At 34.8% G+C, this 18,752-nt stretch carries 13 protein-coding genes; 6 read left to right on the top strand and 7 right to left on the bottom strand.

Annotation, left to right across the window (positions count from 1 at the left end; translation table 11 throughout):
- Positions 1 to 17: 17 nt before the first annotated feature.
- From ACP7AT_RS07155 to ACP7AT_RS07135, 5 genes are all read left to right on the top strand, one after another.
- A complete protein-coding gene (locus tag ACP7AT_RS07155; RefSeq protein ID WP_426063659.1) occupies positions 18 to 1,076 on the top strand; it encodes an efflux RND transporter periplasmic adaptor subunit in 1,059 nt (352 codons plus the stop codon).
- A gap of 79 nt (positions 1,077 to 1,155) precedes the next feature.
- Entirely contained in the window at positions 1,156 to 4,251 is a 3,096-nt protein-coding gene (locus tag ACP7AT_RS07150) for an efflux RND transporter permease subunit (protein ID WP_426063658.1), read from the top strand.
- Positions 4,252 to 4,326: 75 nt separating this feature from the next.
- Positions 4,327 to 5,640: a TolC family protein gene (locus ACP7AT_RS07145; protein ID WP_426063657.1), complete on the top strand. Its 1,314-nt coding sequence runs from the start codon at positions 4,327 to 4,329 to the stop codon at positions 5,638 to 5,640.
- Positions 5,641 to 5,668: 28 nt separating this feature from the next.
- On the top strand, positions 5,669 to 6,532 hold the full coding sequence (locus ACP7AT_RS07140) for a bestrophin family protein (RefSeq protein ID WP_426063656.1): 864 nt from the start codon (positions 5,669 to 5,671) through the stop codon (positions 6,530 to 6,532).
- Positions 6,533 to 6,606: 74 nt separating this feature from the next.
- Complete coding sequence (locus tag ACP7AT_RS07135) at positions 6,607 to 7,530, top strand: AraC family transcriptional regulator (RefSeq protein WP_426063655.1); 924 nt, start codon at positions 6,607 to 6,609, stop codon at positions 7,528 to 7,530.
- A gap of 3 nt (positions 7,531 to 7,533) precedes the next feature.
- Here ACP7AT_RS07135 and ACP7AT_RS07130 read toward each other — a convergent pair whose 3' ends face one another.
- Both ACP7AT_RS07130 and ACP7AT_RS07125 read right to left on the bottom strand, forming a co-directional pair.
- Positions 7,534 to 7,908 carry a DUF779 domain-containing protein gene (locus tag ACP7AT_RS07130; RefSeq protein WP_426063654.1) on the bottom strand — a complete coding sequence of 125 codons (375 nt, stop codon included), beginning with the start codon at positions 7,906 to 7,908 and terminating at the stop codon, positions 7,534 to 7,536.
- A gap of 74 nt (positions 7,909 to 7,982) precedes the next feature.
- On the bottom strand, positions 7,983 to 9,488 hold the full coding sequence (locus ACP7AT_RS07125) for an aldehyde dehydrogenase family protein (RefSeq protein ID WP_426063653.1): 1,506 nt from the start codon (positions 9,486 to 9,488) through the stop codon (positions 7,983 to 7,985).
- A 295-nt stretch (positions 9,489 to 9,783) separates the two neighbouring features.
- Between ACP7AT_RS07125 and pheT the strand changes: the two genes are divergently transcribed.
- Positions 9,784 to 12,204, top strand: coding sequence for a phenylalanine--tRNA ligase subunit beta (gene pheT / locus ACP7AT_RS07120; RefSeq protein ID WP_426063652.1), 2,421 nt, complete (start codon positions 9,784 to 9,786; stop codon positions 12,202 to 12,204).
- A gap of 119 nt (positions 12,205 to 12,323) precedes the next feature.
- Here pheT and ACP7AT_RS07115 read toward each other — a convergent pair whose 3' ends face one another.
- The 5 genes from ACP7AT_RS07115 to porQ all read right to left on the bottom strand — a co-directional run bounded on the left by ACP7AT_RS07115 (position 12,324) and on the right by porQ (position 18,621).
- A complete protein-coding gene (locus tag ACP7AT_RS07115; RefSeq protein WP_426063651.1) occupies positions 12,324 to 12,878 on the bottom strand; it encodes a fasciclin domain-containing protein in 555 nt (184 codons plus the stop codon).
- A gap of 371 nt (positions 12,879 to 13,249) precedes the next feature.
- Positions 13,250 to 15,028, bottom strand: coding sequence for a 30S ribosomal protein S1 (rpsA, locus tag ACP7AT_RS07110; RefSeq protein ID WP_426063650.1), 1,779 nt, complete (start codon positions 15,026 to 15,028; stop codon positions 13,250 to 13,252).
- 390 nt (positions 15,029 to 15,418) lie between these two features.
- On the bottom strand, positions 15,419 to 16,795 hold the full coding sequence (locus ACP7AT_RS07105) for a nucleoside permease (protein ID WP_426063649.1): 1,377 nt from the start codon (positions 16,793 to 16,795) through the stop codon (positions 15,419 to 15,421).
- 73 nt (positions 16,796 to 16,868) lie between these two features.
- Complete coding sequence (cmk, locus tag ACP7AT_RS07100; RefSeq protein WP_426063648.1) at positions 16,869 to 17,564, bottom strand: (d)CMP kinase; 696 nt, start codon at positions 17,562 to 17,564, stop codon at positions 16,869 to 16,871.
- Between the two features lie 37 nt (positions 17,565 to 17,601).
- Positions 17,602 to 18,621, bottom strand: a complete 1,020-nt coding sequence (porQ, locus tag ACP7AT_RS07095) for a type IX secretion system protein PorQ (protein WP_426063647.1) — start codon at positions 18,619 to 18,621, stop codon at positions 17,602 to 17,604.
- Between the last annotated feature and the right edge of the window lie 131 nt (positions 18,622 to 18,752).

The following is an 18,752-nucleotide window of genomic DNA, read 5'->3' as shown; positions in this document are numbered from 1 at the left end:
TACTTTATACCGTACCTATGAAAATTAAATACGTAGTTTATGCCTTGCTAGCCATTGGAATCCTTGGATTTATTGGATACAGAATCACAGAAAATAAAAGCGAAAACGCAGATTCTAAAGACCCAAAAGGAAAAAGCAAGTCGATGAGCGTAAACGGAATTGTGGCAACACCACAAACTTTTGATAATAATTTATCACTTTCCGGCTCTATTGAAGCCAATGAGCAAGTCGAAATCCGCAGTGAAGTTTCGGGAATTGTGGAAGGAATTTATTTTCAGGAAGGAAGTAATGTGAGCAAAGGGCAAGTGCTTTTTAAAGTAAATGATTTAGAGTTAAGAGCCCAACTGAGACAAACGGCAACCAGAGAGGGACTGGCTTCGGAGAACGAAAGAAGAGCTAAATTATTACTGCAAAAAGAAGCCATCAGTCAAGAAGAATATGATTTGGCTCGCGCTGATTTAAAATCAGCACAAGCCCAAAGTCAATTGATTAAAGCGCAAATCGCCAAAACATCCGTTAGAGCGCCATTCTCAGGAAGAATTGGATTGCGTTCTATTTCGCCGGGAACTTACATCACACCAGCGATTTTGGTCGCAAAATTAGTAAATACAGGGAAACTAAAAATTACTTTTTCGATTCCTGAAAAATACGCCAGCCAAGTGAAAACAAACACCTACATAACTTTCAAAGTTGCAGGTTCTGATGATAAATATACCGCAAAAGTATACGCTATCGAGCCAGAAGTGGCAGTAGCAACCAGAACTTTACAGGTTCGTGCAATTGCCGAAAATAGCAGCGGCAAATTATTACCGGGAACATTTGCGGATGTCGAATTGCCTTTAGACATCATAAAAGACGCTATCGTGATCCCTACGGAAGCCGTAATTCCAGTTCAAAACGGTAAAAAAGTTTTCATCTCCAGCAATGGTCAAGCTAAAGAAGTGATGATAGAAACCGCAACACGAACAGACGCTTCAATTCTGGTACTTTCTGGTTTGAAACCCGGTGATACAGTAATTACGAGTGGTGTTATGTCCTTAAAAAATGAAACTCCTGTAAAAGTTCAAATTAAATAATTTTAAAAGTTATAGATTATAAATTATGGGTTGATACAATACTCTTAATTCATAATTTATAACTCATAATTCAAAGAAAATGAGTTTATCCACAACAAGTATTAGAAGACCTGTATTCACCATAGTAATCAATTTAGCCATTGTTTTGTTTGGATTAATTGGTTACACCTTTCTGGGCGTTCGAGAATTTCCTTCGATTGATCCCGCACAAGTTTCGATTCGTACGAATTATGCAGGCGCTAATGCTGACATCATCGAATCTCAAATTACGGAACCGCTTGAAAAAGCAATCAATTCCATTGACGGGATTAGAAACGTAACTTCTTCGAGTGCGCAAGGGAGCAGTAACATTACCATTGAGTTTAATTTGGATAAAAATCTGGAAGATGCTGCTAATGATGTTCGTGATAAAGTATCGCAAGCTGTTAGAAATCTTCCTCAGGATATTGATTCTCCGCCGGTAGTTTCTAAAGCGGATGCAAATGGTGATGCCATCATTTCGATGACTGTTCAAAGCGATACACGTAATGCGTTAGAACTTAGTGATTACGCTGAAAATGTAATTTCACAACGTCTGGAGACTATTCCTGGTGTAAGCGGTGTTCAGATCTGGGGACAAAAAAGATATGCTATGCGTTTGTGGATTGATCCTGTAAAGCTGGCTTCTTACGGTTGTACGGTATCGGAAGTGAGAGATGCATTGAACAAACAAAACGTTGAATTACCTTCGGGGAAACTAACGGGAGACAATACCGAATTGACGGTGAAAACAGTGGGAAACCTTTCTACTGCTGAAGAATTCAATAATATCATCATCCGTACCGAAGGCGAAAAAGTAGTGCGTTTCAGCGATGTTGGAGTAGCAAGTCTTGGACCTGAAAACACAGAAACCAAAATGACACAATCCGGAACGCCATTAGTTGGTGTGGCTATTGTGCCACTTCCGGGAGCCAATTATTTAGATATTTCTACTGCTTTTTACAAGGAATTTGAAAAATTAAAAAAGGATTTACCAAAAGATATCAAACTGAATATCGCCATTGATAATACTATTTTTGTAAAAAAATCAGTAATTGAAGTAGCAGAAACATTAGGGATTTCTATTGTTCTGGTAATTTTAATCATCTATTTATTTTTTAGGGATTGGGCGATTGCTTTTAGACCATTGATTGATATTCCAGTTTCGTTGATTGCTACGTTCTTTATCATGTGGCTTTTTGGTTTCTCTATAAATGTATTGACTTTATTAGCTATCGTTTTGGCAACAGGACTTGTGGTTGATGATGGAATTGTGGTCACCGAGAATATTTTCAAAAAAGTAGAAGAAGGCATGACGCCTATCGAGGCAGCCATCAAAGGATCTAACGAAATATTCTTTGCGGTAATTTCGATTTCAATCACTTTGGCAGCGGTTTTTCTTCCTGTAATTTTCCTCGAAGGATTTGTAGGACGCCTTTTTAGGGAATTTGGCGTCGTCATTGGCGCAGCGGTATTGATTTCAGCTTTTGTATCGTTGACATTAACCCCAATGTTAAACGCTTATTTGATGAAAGGCGGCGAACAAAAAAAATCCAAATTTTACATTCGCACTGAACCTTATTATCAAAAGCTAAACAGTGGTTATGCGAGTTCATTAAGCCGTTTCATGAAGAAAAAATGGTTAAGTTTCCCTATTTTGATTGCTTGTTTTGGATTAATTTATTTGTTTTTCAATCTTTTGCAAAAAGAAACAGCGCCATATGACGACCGCAGTGGTTTTGTACTTCGTATGTCCACTCCCGAAGGTTCTTCTTATGAATATACGGATCGTTTCATGCAGGAAGTATCAAAATTGGTTGATGACTCGATTCCAGGCAAAAAGGTAGCCCTGGTAATTACGTCTCCAGGTTTTGGATCTTCATCGGTAAACAGCGGTTTTATTCGGGTATCATTGGTGCAACCAAATGAAAGAACCGATTCGCAAAAAGAAATTGCTGAGAAACTTACCAAATGGACGAAGCAATATCCCGACGCAAAAACATCCGTAATTGAGCAACCAACAATTGCCGTAAATCGAAGAGGCGGATTGCCAATTCAATACATTATTCAAGCACCAAACTTTAAAAAACTGGAAGAAAAAATTCCTGTTTTCATGGATGAAGTTGCTAAAAATCCCACTTTCGCCGTTAGTGATGTGAATTTAAAATTCAACAAACCAGAAATTAATGTAACCATTGACAGAGAAAAAGCGGAAAGTTTAGGAATTTCAGTGATTGATATTGCACAAACGTTACAGCTTTCATTGAGCGGACAGCGATTTGGTTATTTTATGAGAAATGGAAAACAATATCAGGTTATTGGACAATTCGATCAAAAAGACCGTTCAAAACCACTGGATTTAACTTCTATGTTTGTTAAAAATAATATGGGACAATTAATCCAAATGGACAACGTGGTGACGATTGAAGAAAAAAGTAATCCGCCACAATTGTACCACAATAACCGTTACATGGCGGCCACTGTCTCTGCTGGTCTTGCACCGGGCAAAAGTATCAGCGATGGAATCGATGCCATGAATGAAATAAAAGCCAAAGTTCTTGACGATACGTTTACCACTGATTTAGGTGGAGAATCCAGAGATTTTGTCGAAAGTAGTTCGAATACTGCTTTTGCCTTTGGATTGGCTTTACTATTAATATTTTTAATTTTAGCGGCACAATTTGAAAGTTTTATTGACCCTTTTATTATTATTTTGACCGTGCCAATGGCCGTTGCTGGAGCTTTATTCTCCTTGTGGTTGTTTGATCAGACTTGGAATATTTTCAGCCAAATTGGAACCGTAATGCTTATTGGTTTGGTAACCAAAAATGGAATCCTCATTGTCGAATTTGCAAATCAGCTTCGAGAACAAGGGAAACCAAAATTAGAAGCGATATTAGAAGCATCGGAAGCGAGATTACGACCAATTTTAATGACCAGTCTGGCTATTTCATTGGGCGCGTTACCAATTGCTATGTCTCTGGGTGCGGCTTCAACTAGTAGAATTGGAATGGGAGTTGTGATTGTTGGTGGTACTATTTTCTCTTTAGTTTTAACATTATTTGTTATTCCAGCGATGTATTTGATGTGGTCAAGAGCTAGAAAACATTATCCTGAATTTGATCATATTGAAGAATATGAAAAAGATTTCAATTAATTTTAATGTAACAGTGATGATTCGGATTTGGGAGATTTATAGAAAATCATTGATCCAAGTCAAAAAAATATAATTATGACACATACTAAAATACTTTTTCAAAGCTTTATATTAATCTTTTTCTGCGTAGCGACAGCTAATGCGCAGGAAGTGCTGACACTAGAGAGCGCTGTAAAAATTGCTTTGGAAAACAATTACGAAATAAAAATTGCAACCAATAATTTGACTATTCAAAAAACAAATGTAGCTATCGGTAATGCAGGAATGTTACCAACTGTTTCAGCTAATGTAGTTGATAATAACAGTATTCAGAACAGTTCACAAATACGTCAGGACGGAACAAAAACTGAATTAGACAATGCTAAAAATAATAGTTTAAACTATGGCGTTGGATTAAATTGGACCGTTTTTGATGGTTTTCGCATGTTTGCCAGAATGGATCAGTTGAAAGAATTGCAAAAACTGGGTGAAGCACAATTAAAATTAACCGTAATCACAAGAATCAGCGATGTGAATGCTGCGTATTACGATTTGGTACAACAGCAGCAACAATTAGCTGCTTTGGACACAACAATCGTTATTTCAAACCAGCGATTAACTTTGGCCCAAAACAGATTTACCATCGGAAAAGCTTCAAAGTTAGAAGTTTTGAATGCCCAAGTAGATTTGAATACAGATCAGGTAGCATTGTTAAGACAAAAAGAATTGTACGCGAACAGTAAGATTTTATTAAACCAACTGTTAGCCAGAGATGTTACTACGGATTTTCAAGTAATTGATGTTTTGAAAGTAGATTCCTTATTATCACTACCAGAATTAAAAGCTTTAGCTGAAAAACAAAATCCACAATTAGAAGCGCAAATTATTAATAAGAGAGTCGCTGAATTGGAATTGAAGCAAATAAAAGCGGCACGTTATCCTAACGTTCGCGTAAATACTGCCTATAATTTTTCAGAAAGTCAATCCAGTCTTGGGTTTGTGGCTCAATCACAATCCAGAGGTTTGAATTATGGTTTCAGCGCTTCACTGAATTTACTTGATGGTTTTGCGCAAAATCGAAATGAAAAAATTGCCAAGATTCAAATTGAAAATTCCAAATTAAATATAGATCAGCAAAATTTAGCTATTAATTCACAGTTAGCGACCTCTTATCAAACCTATTTGACAAATTTAGAATTGATTGCATTGGAAGAAAAAAATGAACTAATAGCCAAACAAAATTTGAACATAACATTAGACAAATTCCGCATTGGAACTATAACTACTTTAGAATTTAGAACGGCACAGTTGAATTATGTGAACGCAAAAGTGCGTTACAGCAATGCGCAATTCCAAGGAAAATTATCTGAAATCGCTTTACGAGAATTGGCAGGAAATCTTATTTTTTAATTTACTTTTGTTAAAAATAGTATCTTAAATGATTTCGTACAATACAAAAGATTGGTTTACATTTATTTTCCGCTTTCACAAAGCAGACACTTTTAGAACATTAATGCCCATAATGTTCGCTATTGGACTTTATTCCGGAATTATAGGCTATTTAGAAGTTGAATACTTACAATTAGCTGACAATAGTTATGTAAAGAACATTACAATCATGCACGGAATGCTTGGTTTCGTAATTTCATTATTACTGGTTTTCAGAACCAATACTGCTTATGATCGTTGGTGGGAAGGTCGTAAAATGTGGGGTGCATTAGTCAACAATAGCCGTAATTTAGCCATTAAATTATCAATTATTTTGCATGATGAAAAAGATAGAAAGTACTTTCGAAAAATGATTCCCGGTTATGCCTCCATTTTGCATAAACATTTGAACGATGAAGATACCAGTAAACAATTGTTTGAAAATGTTGATTTAGAAATTGATCATCATAAACACAAGCCCAATCAAGTAGCGAAGATGTTATTTCAGAAGATTAATGATTTATACGACTCCAAGAAAATAACTGGCGATCAACTGATAATATTAAACGAGGAAATAAAATCATTTACTGATATTTGTGGTGTTTGCGAACGAATTAAAAACACGCCTATTCCTTACTCATACAGTGCATTTCTTAAAAAATTTATCTTCTTTTATGTAATGACTTTGCCTTTTGGATATGCTTTTAGTCTGGGCTATTATGTAGTTCCTGTGGTCGTATTTATATTTTATGTTTTGGCGAGTTTAGAGTTGATTGCGGAGGAAATTGAAGATCCTTTTGGAAGCGATGCGAACGATTTACCAACGCATAAAATTGCGGAGAACATTAAAAAACATGTAGAAGAATTAATTTAAATTTTGTTAAACTTCACTTCAATTAAAATTATTTTCATTAATTTTAAATCTTACCCTTCTTTAAGTTTAAAACTATGAACAGTAATCGTGCTTTTATAAATCCACCTCATTTATCTAACGAGAAATCGTTGAAAACATTAGTAGAAAACAGAACCGTTTATTCGTTGAACCATTGCGAATTGAATCTTTTTGAGACTTATGAATCTTCTGCATTAGTTCCTTTAAAATTTAATGATTTTGTGGTGACCAGCATGTTACGCGGTAAAAAAGTAATGCACCTTTTTGATGATCCGGGATTTGTTTACTTACCTGGAGAAACCGTGGTGATTCCCTCGAATGTGGAAATGAAAATTGATTTTCCGGAGGCTTCAAAAAATAATCCTACGCAATGTTTGGCTTTGGCGATAGAACAAACTAAAATCACGGATACATTACAGTTTTTGAATGAGCGATATCCAAAAGAAGGAAACAATCAATTCTGGCAATTGAACTACCAAAATTACTTTTTTTATAATAATATCGAATTAGCAACAACAATTAATAAGTTAATCAAAGAATGCATGAGCACGTCAATTACAAAAGATGCGCTCGCTGATTTAACTTTACAGGAGCTATTAATTCGGATTATTCAAACACAAACTGCCAAAGCAATTGATGATGGATTATTTATAGATCCAAAAAATCCTATTACGCAAGTAGTCGAATTCATTCGGTCGAATTTAAAAGAAAATTTCAGCATGAAACATTTGAGCGAAAAAGCATGTATGAGCACTACTTCCTTCTATCGTTTTTTCAAAAAAGAATTAGGAATGAGTCCTATCGAATTTGTTATCGGCGAAAAAATAAGATGTGCCAAACTGTTGCTCAAAAATCCTTCGATACAAATCAATGAAGTTTGTTATTTATCCGGATTTGAAGATTGCAATTACTTTATTCGATTGTTTAAAAAACATGAAGGAATTACTCCTAAACAATATCAATTATTGTTTGTGAACTAACTCTTATTCAATGTAGGTCACAGGCTCCAGTGAAAGTTCTTCATCAGGTGTAAAAATGCGATATTCAATTCGGAATGTTTTCTTCAATGGTGTTTCCAACGAAAATCCCCCAACGCCAAATGCATCAATTACATCCAAAGTAAAATGCGCGTGTTTCCAATATTCGAATAAATCCTTGTCTACCCAAAACTCCGTGTTTTCGATTGTACCAATGCAAACATCACCCAATCTTTGGTAAAAACCTCCTTTTTCAAAACATTGTGGCTGCGTTCCTTCGCAACAACCTCCCGCTTGATAAAACATCAAATCACCATGTTTTTCCTGCAATATTTTGATTAATTCTATTGCTTTTTTTGTGGCATCAATTCTTTTTGTCATCTTTTTTTATTTAAAATAAAACCTGACAAATTTTAAAATCTGTCAGGTTAGTTATTAACGAAAATCTGTAACTACTAAAAGAAACCTAATTTCTTTTTATCGTAAGAAATCAACATATTTTTAGTTTGACGGTAGTGACCTAACATCATTTTGTGATTTTCACGACCAATTCCTGATTGTTTGTACCCTCCAAAAGGAGCTCCGGCAGGATAAGAATGGAATTGATTGATCCAAACACGACCTGCTTGAATTGCTCTTGGAACCTGATAAATTTCGTGTGCATCACGTGTCCAAAGCCCGGCCCCCAGACCATACATCGTATCATTTGCAATAGCAATCGCTTCTTCAGTAGTCTTGAAAGTAGTTACCGCCAAAACTGGTCCAAAAATTTCTTCTTGGAAAATACGCATTTTGTTGTGTCCTTTGAAAAGTGTTGGTTTGATGTAATATCCTTCCGATAAATTTCCTTCTAAATGATTTTCGTCACCACCAGTTAACAATTCGGCACCTTCTTCTTTTCCTAATTTAATGTAAGAAAGAATTTTTTCTTTTTGAACTAATGATGTCTGCGCTCCCATCATCGTTGTTTTGTCCAATGGATTTCCCATTTTAATTGCTTCTGTTCTTTCGATCACACGGGCGATAAATTTATCATAAATATCTTCGTGAACTAATAAACGAGAAGGACAGGTACAAATTTCACCTTGATTTAAAGCGAACATTACTGCTCCTTCGATCGCTTTATCAAAGAAATCATCGTCAGCATCACCAACGGATTTCATGAAAATATTTGGAGATTTTCCGCCTAATTCTAATGTTACCGGAATAATGTTTTCAGTTGCATATTGCATCACTAAACGACCAGTTGGAGTTGAACCTGTAAAAGCTGCTTTTGACACTTTTTTATTGGTTACCAAAGCTCTTCCAAGTTCAGAGCCAAAACCATTTACAATATTGATAACTCCAGGAGGAAGAAGATCTCCTATCAATTCCATTAATATCAAAATAGAAATTGGTGTGCTTTCTGCTGGCTTTAAAACTACAGTATTCCCTGCGGCTAATGCCGGAGCGAGTTTCCAAACGGCCATTAAGATTGGAAAATTCCAAGGAATAATTTGAGCAATAACTCCTAAAGGCTCACTTAATGCGATGGAAACCGTTTGTGAATCTAATTCGGCTATTGAACTTTCTTCTGCACGAATTACTCCCGCAAAATACCTAAAGTGATCAACCACTAATGGCATATCTGCCGCTAAAGTTTCTCTAATAGCTTTTCCGTTATCAATAGTCTCAACGGTTGCAAGATATTCTAAATTATCTTCAATAACCTGAGCAATTTTATTCAATAAATTACTTCGCTCCGTGACAGATGTTTTTCCCCAAGTTTGAAAAGCTTCATATGCTTTATCAACGGCAATATCTAAATCTTCTTTGGTTGAATGTGCCGCTTGAGTAAATACTTTACCATCAATTGGAGAAAATACATCAAAGTATTCACCTTTGACTGGTGCGACGAATTTTCCTCCAATATAATTATCATATTTTGCCTTAAATTCAGGCCTTTGCACTACGTTATCCATATTATTGTTTTTTTATATTTTACCAAATTTAGTTTACTATTTTTCCTCAGAATAGCATAATTCATCCAACTAATAGCATTAAATTTTCATTTGTGTTTTTTTAACCTAATTTTATTATTTAATTCATATTTATTTATGTTTAACATTAGTAATTTAATATTTCTTACAAGTACTTAATATCCCAAATCACATATAAAAAACAAAAAAAATTGTTTCTTACTCCAACCTGCAATCCTTATATTTGCACCCGAGACCGAAAGTCGAACTGACGAAGTAATCTCATTAAAATTTACAGATGAAAATATCTTACAACTGGTTAAAACAATTCATTAAAATAGACTGGAAATCCGAAGAAACAGCGGCATTGCTAACCGATTTAGGTCTGGAAGTTGAAATTGTTGAAAAATACCAATCGGTGAAAGGCGGATTAGAAGGCATCGTTGTAGGACATGTACTTACCTGTATTCAACATCCCGATGCCGACAGATTGAAAATAACTACAGTAGATTTAGGGAATGGGGTTCCTGTTCAGATTGTATGTGGTGCCAGCAATGTTGCCGCTGGGCAAAAAGTGCCGGTTGCTACTATTGGAACTACATTATATGACAAAGAAGGAGTTGCTTTTTCAATAAAAAAAGGAAAAATTCGTGGACAGGAAAGTCACGGAATGATTTGCGCCGAAGATGAATTAGGTCTTGGAGAAAGTCATGAAGGAATTATGATTTTAGATGATTCTTTAACACCGGGAACTCCTGCTGCAACAGTTTTCAAAATAGAGGATGATGAAGTGTTCGAAATTGGATTAACACCTAATCGTGCCGACGCGATGAGTCATTTGGGAACTGCCCGTGATTTGAGAGCAGGAATGTTACAAAGCGGCGTTAGTGTGGAACTGATTACTCCATCAGTCAGTAATTTCAGAGTTGACAAAAGAACTTTGAAGATTGATATTGATTTAAAAGAGCCCAAACTTGCGCCCCGCTATTGTGGTGTAACTATTTCTGGAATAGAAGTAAAACCATCCCCGGCTTGGTTACAAAACAGATTGAAAGCCATTGGATTAAATCCAAAAAATAATATTGTAGATGTTACCAATTATGTTTTGCATGAATTGGGTCAGCCACTTCACGCATTTGATGCCGCAAAAATCAACGGAAAAATCGTAGTGCAAACTCTTCCTGCAGGAACTAAATTTGTTACTCTAGACGACGTTGAAAGAACCTTACACGAAGAAGATTTAATGATTTGTGATGAAAAAGGTCCTTTATGCATTGCTGGTGTTTTTGGCGGAAAAAAATCAGGAGTTTCTGAAAATACTAATTCAATTTTCTTGGAAAGCGCCTATTTTAATCCCGTAAGTATCCGAAAAACGGCTAAAAGACATCAATTGAATACGGATGCCTCATTTCGTTTTGAAAGAGGAATTGATCCAACCATTACGGAGTATGCTTTAAAACGTGCTGCCTTATTGATTCAAGAAGTGGCAGGCGGAGAAATCACATCGGATTTAATTAATGTTTATCCAAAAAAATTAGAAAATGTTAATGTGTTTTTAAATTTCAGTAATGTTGATAAGATTATTGGTCAGCAATTACCAAAAGATATTATCAAGAAAATTTTAGTTTCATTAGACATTAAAGTTAATAGTGTTTCTGATGCAGGACTTGGATTGACAATTCCTAATTATCGTGTGGATGTAGAACGAGAAATTGATGTAATAGAGGAGATTTTGAGAGTGTATGGTTACAATAATATTAATTTTTCAAAAAAACTTAATGCTACAGTTTTCAATGCGCCAAGAAATGAAGACTATAAAATTCAAAACACAATTGCCTCACAATTAAACTCACAGGGATTCCATGAAATGATGGCAAATTCACTGACTACGGCTTCTTATGTTGCCTTTTCAGAGCAATTGAATCCATCTCACAACGTCACTATGCTTAATCCGTTAAGTGCAGATCTATCAACAATGCGTCAATCGTTATTGTTTTCAGGACTGGAAGCAGTTTCTTATAATATCAATCGCAAAAATGCTGATTTGAAATTATTTGAATTCGGAAAAACATACCATAACTATCTTGCTGGTTACGAGGAAAAAAAGCACATGAGCTTATTTCTTTCTGGAAACAGAAATCAAGAAAACTGGACTAGTGTACAACAAACGTCCGATTTCTTTTTATTTAAAGGATATGTCTCTGGAATACTTTCGAGATTAGGGATTGAAAAGACACAAAATTTACCGGTAACATCTGATGTATTTTCAGAGGGAATAGCTATTGAAATTGGTAATCAAAAGATTGTTGAATTAGGAGTAGTAAAAAAATCTATTTTAAAACATTTTGGAATTAAACAAGAAGTATTTTATGCTGATTTTGATTGGGATTTAATTTTAAAGAAAATTGCTACCAAAATTAAATATGCTGAAATTCCTAAATACCCTGAAGTTCGCAGAGATTTAGCCTTGCTGATAGATCAAAATGTTACTTACGAAAGCATTTATAAAATTGCCCGTCAAACCGAGAAATCATTACTACAAGATATTGATTTATTTGATGTATACGAAGGACAGAATCTTCCCGAAGGTAAAAAATCTTACGCGTTAAGTTTCATTATACAAGACACCTCAAAAACTTTGACGGATGTTCAGATTGACAAAATTATGAGCAAACTGCAAAAGAATTTTGAAACAGAACTTGGAGCTAGTTTACGATAAGTTCAGTTTATATATTTGAGAAAATCCCGATTCTAAAATTAGAATCGGGATTTTTTTTAAAACAAAAGAGCCCTACAAATGCAGGGCTCTTAAGACTAACAAAATATCAACCTCTAAAATTATTTTTTTGGTAAAACTACAGCGTCAATGACATGAATCACACCATTTGATTGGTTTACATCAGCAATCGTTACTTTAGCTTTGTTCATATTCTCATCGGAGATATATAAATCTTTCCCTTTCATCCAAGCTGTTAAAGTTCCACCACTCACTGTTTTCATTGTTGCTTTTCCTTTTCCTTTTTTAATAGCTTTCGCTATATCTGAAGCATTCATTTTTCCTGCAACAACATGATAGGTTAGTATTGTTTGCAACATTTTCATGTTCTCTGGCATCAATAATGTTTCCACTGTTCCTTTTGGTAATTTATTGAATGCGGCATTTGTAGGGGCAAAAACGGTAAATGGTCCTTTACTTTGTAATGTTTCTACTAATCCCGCTGCTTTTACCGCTGCAACTAATGTGGTATGGTCTTTCGAATTCATTGCATTTTCAACAATATTTTTAGTTGGATACATAGCCGCTCCTCCAACCATAACTGTTTTTTGAGCGAATGAAGTTGCTCCGAATACTAATGCAATAAATGCAATTGATAAAAATTTTCTAGTTTTCATAAAATCTGTTTTTTTAAGTTATATAAAAGCATTTACGCACTATAATTACTTTTGGTTTTAAAAAAATGAAACTATTTTTTTAAAACCTGATAATCAATTATATAAATATTTTATTTCATATAAATTTATTACTTTAAAAATCGTGAATAGCCCCGATGGCAGAAAGTATGCTTTTTAGCGCGGGAAACAAATACGCATTATGATTCCAAAAGTAGTTCCGCACCAAAAAGATACTTCGTACAGCGGGAGCAACTGTTTTTGAAAGTCGGAAGTTCTGCTCCAATAAAAATTAAACGAAAAGAGATCGTTTGTTTTTAAACAAAAAAAGCTCCGCAAATTGCGGAGCTTTCTATATTCAAAAAATTAAGAAATTATTTTTTCTCTGATTTTTCCATTTTAGCTTTCAATGCAGCTAACATATCATTGTTATCACCTAAAGTTGCAGCTGGTGCATTTGTAGATGAGTTAGATGACGTATTTTCAGAAACTGATTTCACATTTTTATCTTCTTCTTCACGGAAGATAGCAGTGTGAGATGCAACTACTCTTTTGAATTCTTTATTGAATTCGATTACTTTGAAATCAGCAGATTCTCCTTTTTTCAATTTCTTTCCGTCTTCTTTTTCAAGGTGACGAGTAGGAATGAAAGCAACGATATCATCTCCGAATTCTACAGTAGCTCCTTTGTCAACAATTTCAGAAATTTCACCTGTGTGGATAGTTCCAACTGCGAAAGAATCCTCATACTGATCCCAAGGATTAGCGGTAGTTTGTTTGTGACCTAAAGATAATTTACGTCCTTCAACATCTAATTCTAATACTACTACGTCAAGTTTTTCACCAACATTTACAAATTCAGATGGATGTTTGATTTTTTTAGTCCAAGACAAGTCAGAGATGTAAATTAATCCATCAATTCCTTCTTCTAATTCTACAAAAATTCCAAAGTTTGTAAAGTTTCTAACGATACCTGAGTGTTTAGACCCTATTGGGTATTTAGCAGTGATATCAGTCCAAGGATCTTGAGACAATTGTTTGATACCTAATGACATTTTACGGTCATCTCTGTCTAAAGTTAAGATAACAGCTTCAACAACATCACCTACTTTTACGAAATCTTGAGCAGAACGTAAATGAGTAGACCAAGACATTTCAGAAACGTGGATTAAACCTTCAACACCTTCAGCAACTTCAATGAAAGCACCGTAATCAGCGATTACAACTACTTTACCTTTTACTTTATCACCAATTTTTAAGTTAGCATCTAAAGCGTCCCATGGGTGAGCATTTAATTGTTTCAATCCTAATTGAATTCTTGTTTTCTCATCATCGAAATCAAGGATTACAACATTTAATTTTTGGTCTAATTCAAGAACTTCACTTGGGTGGTTAATACGACTCCAAGAAAGGTCAGTAATGTGAATTAATCCATCAACTCCACCTAAGTCAATAAAGACACCATAAGAAGTAATGTTTTTAACAACACCTTCTAATACTTGTCCTTTTTGTAATTGACCGATGATTTCTTTTTTCTGGATTTCGATATCCGCTTCAATAAGCGCTTTATGCGAAACAACAACATTTTTGAATTCGTGGTTAATTTTTACCACTTTGAATTCCATCATTTTGTTTACATATACATCGTAGTCTCTAATTGGCTTAACATCAATTTGAGATCCTGGTAAAAACGCTTCAATTCCGAAAACGTCAACGATCATACCACCTTTAGTTCTGCATTTTACAAAACCATTAACGATTTCTCCTGTTTCGTTAGCCGAAATAACTCTATCCCAAGATTTGATCGTACGTGCTTTTCTGTGAGATAATACTAATTGACCTGTTTTATCCTCACGGATGTCAATTAATACCTCAACAGTATCACCTACTTTTAATGCTGGGTTGTAACGGAATTCGTTTAATGAAATAACACCCTCCGATTTTGCGTTGATATCAACGATAACGTCTCTATCTGTAATTCTAACAACTGTACCATCAACCACTTCTTCTTGATCCGTAGCGATAAATGTTTTTGAAACTAGTTCTTCGAATTCTAATAAGTTTTTCTCATCAACAGCATCAATACCTTCTTCGAAATTGTGCCAGTTAAAATTTGCTAAAAACTCTTCTTGTGATTTTACTTGTTCAGACATGCTGATTAAAAATTTGTATTCTGCATTCTCTCGAGTTTCTTACTGTGCTAGAAAACAACAGAAGTTGTTTGTATAATTTATTGAACCCTAAAGGAAACTCTTATTCACCAAAAGGACTGCAAAAGTAACACATTTATCTTAATTAGCAAAATTTTACAGGTAAGATAATCGATTGAAAATCAGGAGCTAAATAATTGATTTTTTTTTGCAGGTAAAGTTCCCGCTTTCCGCTATATCTTTTACACAGCTTCCAGCCTTTTGAGGGCTGGAAGCTGTGTAAAAGGATGCCGCTTCACTCGGGGCTAATTAGCTTAAATCGGTATTTTTCAGCATAAAAAAACCGATAACTATCTTTCAGTTATCGGGTTCTATTCATTTTTCTATCGCTTTTTAATGACTTACATTTTGCAGATCCAAAGGATTGTGTTTGTGCTTAAATAAAACAGCAAATGCAACCGCAATTATTAATGCGTAAATAGCAAAAGCCAGCCAAATCGTATGCCAGTCTTTCATAAAAATGGCTTTACTGAACAATCCATCGGCTGTAATTGTATTTCCTTGGCCAGTAACAAATTCCAACATTTTTGAATTTGTCGTTTCTGTTTCCAGAAAACCAGCCAAATCTGTAGTATTATTAAATGATTTTGTAAAGTATTTATCAATAGCCCATCCGGAGGTAAAACTTCCTAAAACCGCTCCAAAACCATTGGTCATCATCATAAACAATCCTTGTGCCGAAGAACGATTTTTTGGATCTGTATTGGTTTCAACAAATAATGATCCTGATATATTAAAGAAATCAAAGGCCATTCCGTAAACCACGCAAGACATGATAATCATCCATAATCCGCTTGTTGGATTTCCGTAAGCAAATAATCCAAAACGCAATACCCAAGCCAACATACTAATTAACATCACTTGTTTGATACCAAAACGTCTTAGAAAAAAAGGAATCGCGAGAATAAATAAAGTCTCCGAAATTTGAGAAATTGACATTATAATCGTTGAATATTCCACAACGAAAGAATCCGCATATTTTGGAAAATGTTTGAATTCATCCAAGAAAACATCTCCGTACGCATTTGTTAATTGTAAAGCGCCTCCTAAAAACATGGAGAAAACAAAAAACAAAGCCATTTTATAATCTGCAAATAATTTAAACGATTCTAATCCTAATGTTTCCATCACAGAAGCATTCTCTTTAGACAAGCGTTGCGGTTTACATTTTGGTAACGTAAAAGAATAAATTCCCAAAAGTATCGCCGCTAAACCTGCGATGTAAAACTGATATTCTGTCGCTTTATTTCCCGTTAAATTGGTAATCCACATCGCAACAATAAAACCAATTGTTCCCCAAACCCGAATGGGCGGAAAATCTTTAATAACATCTTTATTATTTAGTTTTAGTGCCGTGTACGAAATAGAATTGCTTAAGGCAATTGTCGGCATGTAAAAACACATTGCCAAAAGCATAATATAAATAAAGGTTTCCGGAGTGGAAACTTGTGGAATATAGAATAGAACTGCAGCATATAAAATATGAAGAATTCCGTATAATTTTTCAGCATTTACCCATCTGTCAGCGATAATTCCGGTCAGTGTTGGCATAAATAAAGAAGCAATTCCCATTGTTCCGAAAACCAGCCCAAACTGAGTTCCTTCCCAATTCTTGGTGCCAAACCAGTAATTCGCAATGGTAATTAACCAAGCTCCCCAAACAAAAAACTGAAGAAAACTCATTATTACCAATCTATTTTTAATTCCCATGAGACGAATTTTTTTTTATTTTAAAAAATTTACAAGGCGTAAATCTACTATTAAAAATGAGATCTGCAAATAATTATATCGTTTTAGTAATTTCATTAACCAATTCTAAAACAAGCTTAAATTGTTCCTCACGATTCAAATGTGAATTATCAATTTCTATTGCATCTTCAGCCATAACCAAAGGAGAATCTTCGCGATGCGTATCAATGTAATCACGCTCCTCTACATTTGCCAAAACTTCTTCAAATGTTACGGTATCAACTTTTGCGACCAACTCATCATAACGTCTTTGTGCTCTTGTAGTTGCGCTAGCGGTCATGAAAATTTTAAGTTCGGCATCCGGAAAAACTACGGTACCAATATCTCTGCCATCCATTACAATTCCTTTATGTTTTCCCATTTCTTTTTGTTGTTCCACTAATTTAGTACGAACCTCAGAAACTTCGGCTACTTTACTCACAAAGCTTGACACTTCAATCGTTCTGATTTCGGTTTCGACATTGACATCATTCAAATACATTTCAGCGAAACCCAAATCAACATTGAATTTGAATTGCAATTTTATATTTGGCAGACTATTTATTAAAGTTTGTTTATCAAAAGAATCCGCATTTATGTAACCGTTTTGCATCGCAAAATAAGTTACTGCACGATACATCGCTCCCGTATCAACATAAATAAATCCTAAATGATTCGCTAGTTGTTTTGCCAACGTGCTTTTCCCTGTAGAGGAGAAACCATCAATAGCTACAGTAATTTTTTTATCCAAAATTTTTAATTTTAAGTTTTATGTTATACCAAAATCCTTATTGAAAATTAATTGTCAATCCAAAAAGGCTTGTATTTCCGGCCAATGTATATCTGGAATACGAATAATTGAACTTTAGTTTATTTAATTTGAGTCCAAACCCCAATGAAACTCCTGAGAAATTCCGTTGTTCTAAAAGTCGTAATTCCTCTGCTCTTCTAAAATTATATCCTATTCGAAGGTTAAATGCTTTTTTAGGGAAGAGTTCAACACCCACAATTACGTGTCGTAAAGTATTATTCACAAAAGATACTTTTTCTTCGGTGGAGTCTCCATTAAATGAAGATTCCGATCGTGCAGGATTTGAAAAAGCAATATTCCACTGCTGTAAATTCTCCAATGTAAGATGCCAGCGAACAGGCACATTTTCTAATTCCTGTGAAACTCCAGCTATTATTTCGAGTGGCAACTTTTCGTTAATACCATTATACGTAGAAAATTGAGTTCCAATGTTTCTGATGGCTAAACCCCAGTTTACATCGTTTCTTTCATCAATATACAAAGCACCGATATCAATCGCTCCTCCAAAAGAATGATAGGTTTCTAAACTGGAAGAAATCAGTTTTGCACTGGCTCCAATGTGAATATCGGTATAAGGAATGTTGTAAGCATACCCAAAAGAAAGGGCTATTTCACTTCCTGTAAATTCTGCTGTTGGCTGACCATTTTCGTCATATCCTTCAAAATTGCCATAGTTGACGTAATTTACTCCAGCCTGAAAAGTTTGCAAATGACGGTCGTATGTATACGCGTAAGAAGCTGTTCCGTAAGTCACTTCTTTGAAATAACTTCCATAATTCAAAGCCAAATGGTTGTCCATTTCTGCATTTATAGTTGCCGGATTAAAATGAACCTGGTTAACGTCATCATCATAAATCGTAATTACTTTTCCTCCCAACGCTGCCTGTCTTGGCGACGTGACCAAGTTTAAAAACTGATAAGTATACTTCCCTCCTATCTGACTGTAAGAAACAGCGCAAATGATAAGGAAACAGTATTGAAGAAGTTTTTTTAACATGCTCTAAATTGCAGTTGGTGTAAAATAAAAACGCAACTGCGAAGATAAAATTATAAATACAATAAATGGCAACTTTGAAACTCGTAATCGCAAATAAAAAATCCAAATTCCATCTCTTGAAAATCAAGTTT

The organism is Flavobacterium sp. DSP2-3-1 (assembly GCF_049896865.1).
In the GTDB taxonomy this organism is placed as follows: Bacteria; Bacteroidota; Bacteroidia; order Flavobacteriales; family Flavobacteriaceae; genus Flavobacterium.
The sequence above is the reverse complement of the archived record's forward strand: the minus strand, read 5'-3'. Positions and strand labels throughout refer to the sequence as shown.

Excerpts from the sequence above, each read along its gene's own strand:
- ACP7AT_RS07155 (WP_426063659.1), top strand. The coding sequence starts at position 18 with ATGAAAATTAAATACGTAGTTTATGCCTTGCTAGCCATTGGAATCCTT.
- ACP7AT_RS07150 (WP_426063658.1), top strand. The coding sequence starts at position 1,156 with ATGAGTTTATCCACAACAAGTATTAGAAGACCTGTATTCACCATAGTA.
- ACP7AT_RS07145 (WP_426063657.1), top strand. The coding sequence starts at position 4,327 with ATGACACATACTAAAATACTTTTTCAAAGCTTTATATTAATCTTTTTC.
- ACP7AT_RS07140 (WP_426063656.1), top strand. The coding sequence starts at position 5,669 with ATGATTTCGTACAATACAAAAGATTGGTTTACATTTATTTTCCGCTTT.
- ACP7AT_RS07135 (WP_426063655.1), top strand. The coding sequence starts at position 6,607 with ATGAACAGTAATCGTGCTTTTATAAATCCACCTCATTTATCTAACGAG.
- ACP7AT_RS07130 (WP_426063654.1), bottom strand. The coding sequence starts at position 7,908 with ATGACAAAAAGAATTGATGCCACAAAAAAAGCAATAGAATTAATCAAA.
- ACP7AT_RS07125 (WP_426063653.1), bottom strand. The coding sequence starts at position 9,488 with ATGGATAACGTAGTGCAAAGGCCTGAATTTAAGGCAAAATATGATAAT.
- pheT (WP_426063652.1), top strand. The coding sequence starts at position 9,784 with ATGAAAATATCTTACAACTGGTTAAAACAATTCATTAAAATAGACTGG.
- ACP7AT_RS07115 (WP_426063651.1), bottom strand. The coding sequence starts at position 12,878 with ATGAAAACTAGAAAATTTTTATCAATTGCATTTATTGCATTAGTATTC.
- rpsA (WP_426063650.1), bottom strand. The coding sequence starts at position 15,028 with ATGTCTGAACAAGTAAAATCACAAGAAGAGTTTTTAGCAAATTTTAAC.
- ACP7AT_RS07105 (WP_426063649.1), bottom strand. The coding sequence starts at position 16,795 with ATGGGAATTAAAAATAGATTGGTAATAATGAGTTTTCTTCAGTTTTTT.
- porQ (WP_426063647.1), bottom strand. The coding sequence starts at position 18,621 with ATGTTAAAAAAACTTCTTCAATACTGTTTCCTTATCATTTGCGCTGTT.